The sequence below is a fragment of the Mesorhizobium sp. M2C.T.Ca.TU.002.02.1.1 genome (assembly GCF_003997225.1).
This window is the reverse complement of the sequence record NZ_RZTO01000159.1, coordinates 1-9,723: the sequence shown is the minus strand read 5'-3', so window position 1 is coordinate 9,723 and position 9,723 is coordinate 1. Positions and strand designations below refer to the sequence as shown.

Here is a 9,723-nt window from a genome sequence, read left to right as displayed (position 1 = left end):
GCTCGACGAGCCCTATGTGCTGATCCACGAGAAGAAGCTCGGCAACCTGCAGGCGCTGCTTCCCGTGCTCGAGGCCGTGGTCCAGTCGGGCAAGCCGCTGCTGATCATTGCCGAGGACGTCGAGGGCGAGGCTCTGGCCACGCTGGTGGTCAACAAGCTGCGCGGCGGGCTGAAGGTCGCCGCCGTCAAGGCTCCGGGCTTCGGCGACCGCCGCAAGGCCATGCTGGAGGACATCGCCATCCTCACCGGCGGCACGGCCATCAGCGAGGATCTCGGCATCAAGCTGGAGAACGTCACGCTGGAGATGCTCGGCCGCGCCAAGAAGGTCGCGATCGAGAAGGAGAACACCACCATCGTCGACGGCGCCGGCAAGACGGAGGAGATCCAGGGCCGTATCACGCAGATCAAGGCTCAGATCGAGGAGACCACCTCCGACTATGATCGCGAGAAGCTGCAGGAGCGGCTGGCCAAGCTCGCCGGCGGCGTCGCGGTGATCCGCGTCGGCGGTGCGACGGAAGTCGAGGTCAAGGAGAAGAAGGACCGTGTCGACGATGCGCTGCACGCCACGCGCGCCGCGGTCGAGGAAGGCATCCTGCCCGGCGGCGGCGTCGCCCTGCTCAGGGCGGCCAAGGCGCTCGACGCGGTTGCCGTCGATAATCCCGACCAGAGATACGGCGTCGATATCGTACGGCGCGCGATCGAGGCCCCAGCGCGCCAGATTGCCGAGAATGCCGGATCGGAAGGGTCGATCATCGTCGGCAAGCTGCGCGAGAAGACCGACTTCGCCTTTGGCTGGAACGCCCAGACCGGCGAGTATGGCGACCTCTACAAGCAGGGCGTGATCGACCCCGCCAAGGTGGTGCGCACCGCGCTGCAGGACGCCGCTTCGGTCGCCGGTCTGCTCGTCACCACCGAGGCGATGGTGGCCGAAAAGCCGAAGAAGGAAGCCGCCCCGGCCGTGCCAGCCGGCGCCGGCATGGACTTCTGAGATAGAGATGGGAGCCCGCTCCCGGCTACGGGAGCGGGCGTTTCACCAGAACTTGGGAGGCCTTCATGAACATGATGAGCGCAGATGGCTCGATTCCCGCGCCGACGCATTCGGCAAGTGAATTCCTCGCCTATGAAGCCGAATGCCGGAGCGCGCTGAAGCCGCTGCTGGCAGGCCTGCTCGACGCGGCCGAAGCCGCCGGATGGAACCGGCGGACGGTCGCCTCGACGCTGATGTTCCTTGCCGCGCAGCAGGTGTCGGCCACCGAAACATCCGCGCGAAGCTGAGCGAGATCGGTCCCGCCCCTCGCGGGCGGGATCCGCCAAGCTGCATTGAGACGGGGTAGGAACACGATCGTCATGATTGCAGGACGCTTGCGGGAATGCCTGAGAAGCTTGCGATGGGGAGCCAGCGACCTTGCGCAGGAGCTTGGCTGTTCCAGGACCGACGCGGCGCGCTGGATCGACGGGCGCGCGCCGGTGCCGCTGGCGGTCGCCGCCTGGATCGAGGCCCTGGTCAAGGCGCATGGCGCGCTGCCGCCCCCGCGCCTGAACCAGCGGATTTCAGCGACGCACACCACGCCTGCGGGCATGGTCAATGTGCAGGCCTTCCCCGGCATAGGCCAGCCGCGGCCGCACGGCGTCGTGCTGCAACCGCCCTACCCGCGCCGGCATATGCTTGCCGGAGGGCTTCGCCCGGGCACCGTGGGCATCCATCCGAAAGAGGGTCCAGACCATGAACCACGACCGCTTTGAAAAGCCTGTCACGGTGTTGGTCGGCATGGGCTTGCCGGTGCGGCTGGAGACCGTGGCGGAAGCCTACGCTCTGCTGCAGGATTGGCCGGCCGCGAGCAGGAGCAGCGCGCATGCCATCGCGCTCAATGCCTGCAAAGCCGGCATTGCCGGCGAGATCGACGCCGAGACGGTGCGGGCAACCCTTGTTGCCTTCGCCCGCCGCCACGATATTCTGGTGCCGGACATGGTTTCGCTGGCGCCCGCAGCGCTGGCAGGGCGCGCGTCCGCAAGCAACAATGGCTGAAGATTCGAAACCCGGCGCGTGCTGGCGCGGGGGACAATACGACCAACCCAGGAATTTTGAATGACGACGGACACCAAGAAGACGGAAACCAGGACATTCGAGGCGGACGTTTCGCGGCTGCTGCACATGATGGTGCACTCGGTCTATTCGGACCGGGATGTTTTCCTGCGCGAGCTGATCTCCAACGCGGCCGACGCCTGCGAGAAGCTGCGCTTCGAGTCAGTCAGCCGGCCCGAGCTTCTGGGCGACGATCCGAAGCCGCGCATCACCATTGCCGCCAATCCGGACAACAAAGAGCTTGTCGTCGAGGACAACGGCATCGGCATGAGCCGCGACGGGATGGCGGAGGCGCTGGGCACCATCGCGCGCTCCGGCACACGCGCCTTCATGGAGCGCGTCGAGGCCGGAAAGGCGGCGGAGGACACGCAGCTTATCGGCCAGTTCGGCGTCGGCTTCTACTCGGCCTTCATGGTCGCCGACCGGGTCGACGTCATCAGCCGCCAGGCCGGCAGCGACGAGGCCTTCCGCTGGTCGTCCGACGGCAAGGGCACCTATGAGATCGCGCCGGCGCCGCTCGAGGCGGCGCCCAAGCGCGGCACGCGCGTCGTGCTGCATCTGATGGAGGATGCTTCCTCCTACACCACGCCCTACCGGCTCGAAGGGCTGGCGAAGTCGCAGTCCGGCCATGTGCCGGTGCCGATCACGCTTGTCGAGAAACCCGGCGCCGAGCCGCGCGACATCGCCGACGGCACGGCGCTTTGGGTGCGGCAGAAGAGCGAGATCAAGCCGGAGGAATATACCGACTTTTACCGCAGCGTCGCCGGCCAGTACGACGAGCCGGCCTCGACCATCCATTTCCGCGCCGAGGGTCGGCAGGAATACAGCGTGCTCGCCTTCGTGCCCGGATCGCGGCCGTTCGACCTGTTCGACCAGGACCGCAAGGGCCGTATGAAGCTCTATGTGCGGCGCGTTTTCATCACCGACGATGCCGATCTCCTGCCGCGCTACCTGCGCTTCGTGCGCGGTCTGGTCGATTCAGCCGACCTGCCGCTCAACGTCTCGCGCGAGATGATCCAGGAAAGCCCGCTGCTCGCCGCGATCCGCAAGGGCGTGACCAACCGTGTGCTCGGCGACCTTGCCAAGACGGCCGAAAACGATGCCGAGGCCTACGCCAAAATCTGGGAAAATTTCGGCGTCGTGCTCAAGGAAGGGCTTTATGAGGATTACGAGCGGCGCGAGCAGTTGCTCAAGCTTGCCCGCTTCCGCTCCACCGCTTCGGGCGAAGGCTGGCGCAGCCTGGCCGACTACGTGGCGGCGATGAAGGAAGGCCAGAAGGCGATCTTCTTCATGGCCGGCGACGACCGCGCCCGGCTCGAAGCCTCGCCGCAGCTCGAAGGGTTCCGGGCGCGCGGCATCGAGGTGCTGCTGCTTACCGACCCGGTCGACAGTTTCTGGGTGACGATGGCGCCGGAATTCGACGGCAAGCCGTTCAAGTCGGTGACGCAGGGCGCCGCCGATCTTGCCGATGTCGCGCTGCCCGAGGACGCGGCGAAGCCGGACGCCGAGACGTCATCGGACATCGCGACGTTCCTTGCCTTCGTGAAGACGACGCTTGGCGAAGAGGTGTCGGACGTGAAGGCCTCCGACCGGCTGACCGAAAGCGCCGTCTGCCTGGTCGCGCCCGAGCATGGCCCCGACCGCCAGTTCGAGCGCCTGCTCAACGCCGCCGGGCGGCTCGACAAGGCGGCCAAGCCGATCCTGGAGATCAACCCGCGCCACGAGCGCGTGGCGGCGCTGGCAAAGCTCGGCGACGACGAGAAGGCGTTCAAGGAAGACGCCGCGCATCTGCTTTACGACGAGGCGCGCGTGCTCGACGGTGACAAGCCGGCGGACGCGAAGGCGTTCTCGGCGCGCCTGGCGCGGTTGATCGATCGCGGATTGGCGAAGGGGTGATGAGGGTCCCCCTACCGAGATGCGCCGCCCGTGCCTCGTCCTAGGGCGAAGCAGGAGCGTAGCGACGCGCGCAGACCCTAGGATCCATGCTATGGCGCTAAGGCGTTGCAGCGGTTACAGAATTCTGCACCGTTGCACTCTACGGCAGGTGTTACGGCATGGATCCTCGGGTCAAGCCCGAGGATGACGAAGGGAGGGGCGCCGCCGCCAAACACGATCGGAGGCTGGCACATTGCCAATGACCCGCTAAGCTTTATCGTGGTTCTCGCGCAATGGGCGGCAGGAGCCTCCGATGAAGTGCATCGTTCTGGTCAGGCACTCGGAAGAGCCGGGCGACGATCACGTCCAGACGACGCTTGAGGCGAACGGCCATGCGGTCACGACGGCGATGCCGTTCAAAGGCGAGGCGATCGACCTCGACGCTGTCGACGGCGCCGTGATCTATGGCGGCCCGTTCAACGTCTTCGACACCGACAAGCATCCGTTCCTCGATGACGAAGCCGCGCTGATCGAGCACTGCCTGCACAACAACCTGCCGCTGCTCGGCATCTGCCAGGGCGCGCAGCAGATCGCCTGGCATCTGGGCGCCGATGTCGGGCCGGTGGCAAGCGGCATCAGGGAGTTCGGCTATTTCGAGATCACGCCGACAGCCGTGGCCGGCGACTTCCTCGACCGACCGCTCTTCCTGCCGCAGAACCATTTTCATACCTTCGCCCTGCCGGCGGGCGCCGTGCACCTCGCCTCAAGCGAGACCTTCCCCAATCAGGCATTCCGGATCGGCGACAAGACCTATGCGCTGCAATTCCATGCCGAGCAGGGCCCGGCCGGCTTCCGGCGCTGGCAGGAGCGGCAAGGCGCACCTTACGGAACGCTCGGCGCGCAGGACCGGGACGAGCAGGACCGGCTGATGGAAGCCCACCACGCGGCACAGCACACCTGGTTCAGCGGTTTCGTGACCAGGCTGTTCGGCTGACGCGCTGGTGGCAAACTATGTCAATCCGTAACGGTCTGGACAGATTCATCCTTCGGCACCTGGTGGGACTTTGGCTATGAACATCGAAGGCTTCTGCGATCCGCGTTTTGCCGGCGTGCGCGATGCGTTCGCCTGGTGTTTCGCTGAAGGCCTCGAACATGGCGGTGGGGTCTCGGTCGTGGCCGACGGCAAGACGGTCGTCGAGCTTTGGGGCGGCCATGCCGATGCCGCGCGCACCCGCCCGTGGCGGCGTGACACGCTGGTCAATGTCTGGTCTTCCACCAAGGGCGTCGTCGCACTGGCAATCGCCATGCTGGTCGAGCGCGGCAAGCTGGACTATGCCGCGCCGGTCGCGCGCTATTGGCCGGAATTCGCGGCAAGCGGCAAGGAGCGCGTTACGCTCGACCAGGTGATGTCGCACCAGTCCGGGCTGAACGGCCTCGCCGTGCCGATGGACGAGGCAGGCCTGCTCGCCTGGACACCCTATACGGACGCGCTTGCCGCCATGGCGCCGCTGTGGGAGCCCGGCAGCCGCTGCGTCTATCATGCGCTCAGCTACGGCCACCTCGCCGGCGAGGTGCTGCGGCGCGTCGAAGGGCGCAGCGTCGGGCGCTTCATCGCGGAAGAGATCGCCGGCCCGCTTGGGGCTGATTTCCATGTCGGTCTGCCGCAAGCGGAAGATTTCCGGGCCGCCGAGATGATCGAGGGCCCGAAAGCTTCCGAATGGGTGGAGTTCGTGCGCGCCTCGCCCTTTCCCCACGCATGCGACAACCCAACGCCCAGCGCCCTGGCGCCAAACGACCGAGCCTGGCGCGCCGCCGAGGTGCCGGGCGGCAACGGCCAGTCCACGGCGCATGCGCTGGCGCGCATCTACGGCATGATGGCGGCGGGCGGGACGTTTGAAGGCAAGCGCCTGATCGGCCGCGCGGCGATCGAAGAGGCCGCGAGGCCGCGCTTCCGAGGCATGGACGACAGCTTCGCGCTGCCGGCTGCCTTTGCCGCCGGCTACCAGATCGAGGATCCTATCTATGCCGGCCGCGCATCGCCGCAAACCTTCGGCCACACCGGCTGGGGCGGCGCCATCGGCTTTGCCGACCCCGGTGCCGGCTTGGGGTTCGGTTACGTCACCAACCACATGCTGGGGTTCGACGATGTGGACCCGCGCCGCAAGGCGCTGATCGACGCCGTCTACGACGCGCTCTGAGTTTCGTCGCTAGCTCCTCAGCCCCGGTGCTTCCTGACCGGTGCGCGCGACATATTCGGTGTAGCCGCCGCCATAGGTGTGGATGCCGTCGGGCGTGAGCTCCAGCACGCAGTTGGAATACGTCGATTGGTACCGGCTGCAAAGCTTCATCTGCTGAAGGCAGGCACGAAGTCAATCAATCGGGAAATCGGAATGTCCATGTTTTCGGAGCTGCCGGCCACGCCTTGCAGACTAATAACTGTGTTTGACGACTCGCCAATCGTGCATTCCTTGTACGCGAACAGCTGTGGCGTGTCGGGATTTTCCGATTTCAACCAGAATCGAACCACTTCATCGCCATTTGCCTTACGGTATCGGGAGAGTTTTCCTAAACGCCCTGGGGCATAGGATTTCCCGCAAATCGAAATGGTCGAAGAGGACGAAAACGAACCTCGGAAATAGCCCTCTCTTGCCTTCCCATTCTCATCCCAACTAGCGACATCCAGGGGGAAGGCCAAAGTTCGGCGGATATTCAAGCGCCCCGATGAGAAAGCCTTGTCAATCAATGCAGGATCGAAATCCGACGCGAATGTCAGTCTCTGTTTTATTTCGTATGGTCTTAGACCGTAGCTGCTCAGTATTGTCGCAACCATGCTAACGATGGGCGCCGAAAGGGATGTCCCCGTCTCGACGGCCCGTTCCGCGCTGATATGCTTCAAACCGTTCTGATCGGCTGCGGATTCCACCCCGGTGTACGTCGGCACATGGCACGCTGGCGCCAGAAGGTCGACATATTTCGAACTCCACGCCGATTTCGGCCAGATGCTGCCATCCGGCCTATGGCCTCCCACCGTTATGGTGGTCAGATTGCTGCTGTTGGCGGGATCGCCACCGTAGCGAGCGGGCCAGACCGACCAGCCCTCGAGATCGCGCGGTTCGTTCCCCGCCGCGACAACTAGCAGCACACCTTCAGCGTTGTCGGCGGCCTCGCGGAGCCCGTCGATAGGTCTGCCAGCCATGAAGCTGGCATTTATGACCGATATCGATCCCGGCTCGGCACGCGTAGCATTCAGCGATGCGGACAGGCTGTTGGGCTCGATCCTTGCTTCACCCCCGGCGAATGACATCAGGCTACCGATCGCCACTCCCACCGGCAGGTCGACGGCATACCGATAATCCTCCAGTTCCGCTCCGCCGAGGATCGCTCCGACAACGTTCAGGCCATGCCAGCGATCCGAAAACCCTTCCGGAGACTGAACCACGTCCTGCCGGGTGGCAAAATTGAACCCAAAAACTGATGAGTCTGCCACTCCGTGAGCAACCGGCGAGGCCCCCAAGGGTCTCGCTATGCGGTGGAAATATGAGTCCGGAAACGGCACGGAATCCTTGACGATGTCCTCGTCCAGCCCGGTGTCGAGCACGAGCACGTTCTTTCGGCTTTTCGGCGGCGAAATTCCGCCAAGCCGGTAATTGAGACCAATCTGCCGAATGATATCTTCGCCCGAGAACGGGCGATACTCGGAAGGCGTCCCTTCGCACCCGTCTTCCAGAGGCGAGACCAGCAAGGCGTCGGGACTGCTCGTGAATGTTGGCGGTTGAGCGGACTCCGCAGCGACATGCTGAAAGTCGGCGATGACGGCTGGTAACGTGGCCGCGTCCTTGAGATACACGGTCGAATATTCCGGCTGCTTGAATGGAACCAATATGTCCATTCCCGGAGACAGCTTGTTCGGATTGGCCACCGTCGTGCTTACTATGTTTCTATTGGCAAGTTTCGCAAACTCGTTGTGGGACATCACGACGAGAGCGGTTTCCTGCATGTCCTTCGAAAGAGGCGCTTTCCCCGGCTCGACGGCTGCAGCTTTCCCCTCCTGTATTCTTGCGATGCGATCGCCAAGTCCTTCGATCCGTAGATTCGATCTGAGCCAGTTGACTTCAAAACCGGTATCCGTCGTGGCGCTTTCCCACCGGCTCGTATCCTCTGTCTTGCAGGCATCAGTACCGGCGCATGCAAGTGTTATGGCTTGCTGCGTCGAAACCGGCCAAGACGAGAGGCCGCTTTGTCCGGAGAACCCGTTGCGCGCCAGCACCTTTGTCAAGGTGTCACCTGAGCGGACTGTGTCAACGGCCGGAGATGCGGGCCGCACGCAAGCCGGCACCGTCTCGGCCCTTGCAGCAGTGGAAGTCGCCTTCAGGCGTTCTGTCCCGATCAGACTTAGATAGGTCGGATTGTTACCGCACAGCGCCACAATGGCATCGAGAAGCGTCTTGTTGGGAGCGACCGCCACCGTGACCGGCAATCCATACTCTGCGATCTTTGCGGTGAGCGCCGGACCGATGTCGCCGGTTGCTTCGACGGTTACAGACTGAGCAAACACCGGCGTGGCAGTGGCCGCCGCAAGGCAACAAGCCGCGAATGTCCGTTTCCGCGCGCGTCCTCTCACTTACAGGTACCGCCTTTTTGGGTGACGCCACAGATCGTGCTGCCGTTGGCGAGCGACCACGTCTTGAAGAACGACGCAACCGCCGGATTCGCGATATTGGTGAACCACGTTACGTTCTGCAAATCGCCCTGCGACGCCACGCCGGCGATGCGCCTGTTTCCGCCCGCGTCGAAATAAGTCGCGCCACCTGAATCGCCAAAACAAACAGCCGCGCCGCCACGCGCGCGAAGGTAGACAAATTCCGAAAGCGCGAGTTGGGCCTGCCCTTGATAGAGGGCCCCCGACGGGCCTCCACCGCCCGCGCTTCTGCATCCAAATCCGAGGAGCGTAACGTCAGTTCCGACCTGAGGGGATCCTGAATCGGAATTCAGCGTTTCGTATCTCGCGCCGTTTGGCAGGGTTATTCTTGCCGCTGCCAGGCATAGTGCAACATCGTAGTGGTTGTTGTCTTGATACTTTGGGTTGCGCAGACACTGTACAGATGTCGACTTGCCAGCAATCTTGATCACCCCGGACTGATTGTTGTCGACACAATGCGCGGCGGTCAAGATAGCCCGCTCGCCCACCAAGGTCGACGTGCAGAATTTGCCGCCGTGAGAAAATCTGAAGGTAGCCGGCCAATCACCTGCCGCCGCGGGTGTCGCTCCGATGACTTGGACGTCCGATCCCGCTTCAGCCTCCACCATGGTAAACCTTTCTTCAGCCGACGATATGCTCGCGCCGAAGAAAATGGCACCGCTTGCCAGGGCAATCGCAAGAGAGGTGCGCGATAGGTTTCTGCTGGAAAAATGCATTGAGTGACTATCAACTACGGTGCAGTGGCCCGACCAAAGGCGCAACCATTGCCCGAGGTAGGCCGAACACATCCAACTTAACCTTGCCTTCGAAGAGTACGAAGCCCTCAGCCAGGTTCTCAATGACACGTTTGCTCCCATTGAACATTGGAACAAAGCAAAGCCTAATCAACTACTTCGGATGAAATTCTCCATCGTAGATAGAAAGACTCCCGTTCATCCCCGTCACAATAGAACTTTATCATTTTATAAACATCGTATAATTTTCACCACGGATATTGCAATGCTAAAAATTTGTGCGACATTAAAATCAACCGCCGCCATAAGGGGCGGCGCCGACTAGGCTGGAC

The 9,723-nt window shown here is 63.3% G+C and carries 10 protein-coding genes; 7 read left to right on the top strand and 3 right to left on the bottom strand.

Translation table 11 applies throughout. The features are described from left to right. The 7 genes from groEL to EOD07_RS11335 form a co-directional block, all read left to right on the top strand. On the top strand, positions 1-988 hold a 988-nt coding region (gene groEL / locus EOD07_RS11365; protein WP_127235516.1), incomplete at its 5' end, for a chaperonin GroEL. 65 nt (positions 989-1,053) lie between these two features. Continuing rightward, positions 1,054-1,275, top strand: coding sequence for a hypothetical protein (locus tag EOD07_RS11360; protein WP_127235515.1), 222 nt, complete (start codon positions 1,054-1,056; stop codon positions 1,273-1,275). Positions 1,276-1,383: 108 nt separating this feature from the next. Continuing rightward, positions 1,384-1,743, top strand: a complete 360-nt coding sequence (locus tag EOD07_RS11355) for a hypothetical protein (RefSeq protein WP_127235514.1) — start codon at positions 1,384-1,386, stop codon at positions 1,741-1,743. Continuing rightward, the gene (locus tag EOD07_RS11350; protein ID WP_127235513.1) at positions 1,724-2,026 is read left to right on the top strand and encodes a DUF982 domain-containing protein; all 303 of its coding nucleotides are present in this window, start codon (positions 1,724-1,726) and stop codon (positions 2,024-2,026) included. Before EOD07_RS11355 ends, EOD07_RS11350 begins: the two co-directional genes overlap by 20 nt. A 60-nt stretch (positions 2,027-2,086) precedes the next feature. Continuing rightward, positions 2,087-3,979, top strand: a complete 1,893-nt coding sequence (gene htpG / locus EOD07_RS11345; RefSeq protein WP_127235512.1) for a molecular chaperone HtpG — start codon at positions 2,087-2,089, stop codon at positions 3,977-3,979. 292 nt (positions 3,980-4,271) lie between these two features. Continuing rightward, positions 4,272-4,952, top strand: coding sequence for a gamma-glutamyl-gamma-aminobutyrate hydrolase family protein (locus EOD07_RS11340; RefSeq protein WP_127235511.1), 681 nt, complete (start codon positions 4,272-4,274; stop codon positions 4,950-4,952). A gap of 76 nt (positions 4,953-5,028) precedes the next feature. Beyond that, positions 5,029-6,156: a serine hydrolase domain-containing protein gene (locus EOD07_RS11335; RefSeq protein ID WP_127235510.1), complete on the top strand. Its 1,128-nt coding sequence runs from the start codon at positions 5,029-5,031 to the stop codon at positions 6,154-6,156. A 9-nt stretch (positions 6,157-6,165) separates the two neighbouring features. Here the strand turns inward: EOD07_RS11335 and EOD07_RS37590 are convergent, their stop codons facing one another. Genes EOD07_RS37590 through EOD07_RS11325 form a run of 3 tightly spaced genes read right to left on the bottom strand, consistent with a single transcriptional unit; the run spans position 6,166 to position 9,373 of the window. Next, positions 6,166-6,306 (bottom strand): hypothetical protein, encoded by a 141-nt coding sequence (locus EOD07_RS37590; protein WP_164772174.1) that lies wholly within the window; start codon positions 6,304-6,306, stop codon positions 6,166-6,168. After that, a complete protein-coding gene (locus EOD07_RS11330) occupies positions 6,303-8,579 on the bottom strand; it encodes a S8 family serine peptidase (RefSeq protein ID WP_127235509.1) in 2,277 nt (758 codons plus the stop codon). The genes EOD07_RS37590 and EOD07_RS11330 overlap by 4 nt, the downstream gene beginning before the upstream one ends. Then, positions 8,576-9,373, bottom strand: coding sequence for a trypsin-like serine protease (locus EOD07_RS11325; protein ID WP_164772175.1), 798 nt, complete (start codon positions 9,371-9,373; stop codon positions 8,576-8,578). Before EOD07_RS11325 ends, EOD07_RS11330 begins: the two co-directional genes overlap by 4 nt. Positions 9,374-9,723 lie beyond the last annotated feature (350 nt).